Source organism: Rothia sp. HMSC067H10 (assembly GCF_001810635.1).
Taxonomy (GTDB): Bacteria; Actinomycetota; Actinomycetes; order Actinomycetales; family Micrococcaceae; genus Rothia; species Rothia dentocariosa.
Genome location: NZ_KV802291.1, coordinates 1 through 375 on the forward strand (window position 1 = coordinate 1; position 375 = coordinate 375).

General features: G+C 44.5%; 1 pseudogene. It reads left to right on the forward strand.

The features are described 5' to 3' along the window. Positions 1–375: pseudogene (locus HMPREF2756_RS03770) on the forward strand (hypothetical protein); the annotation flags it as partial.

Below are 375 nucleotides of genomic sequence, written 5' to 3' on the forward strand. Positions count from 1 at the left end.
ATTCGAGCCTTTAGATGAATATCAGGCTGATTCTCTACGTCTGAGTGAGCTACAGGCATTGTTGCCATTATCGGTTGAACAGGTTAGCGTGGGAGATTTGAATTTTTCTTTCACGGGTAATAAAGATAATTCTTCCTTTAAGCTCTATGTGGATTGTGATTGGCGTATCGCTCCAGCACTAGAGAAAAATCGCCTAGAGGAGTTTCCGAAGAATCAGCAAGAGCCTATTAAAGCTCTCCAAGGCGGCATGATAATTGCCGTTGAAGCGGATACACCAGATGCCTATGATCCGCTTATTACCGTTCGCGATATTCATGGTGAGGACTGGGTAATTCACATCCTGAGCGAAGATGAAAATGCTCCGTGGGGTGTCAT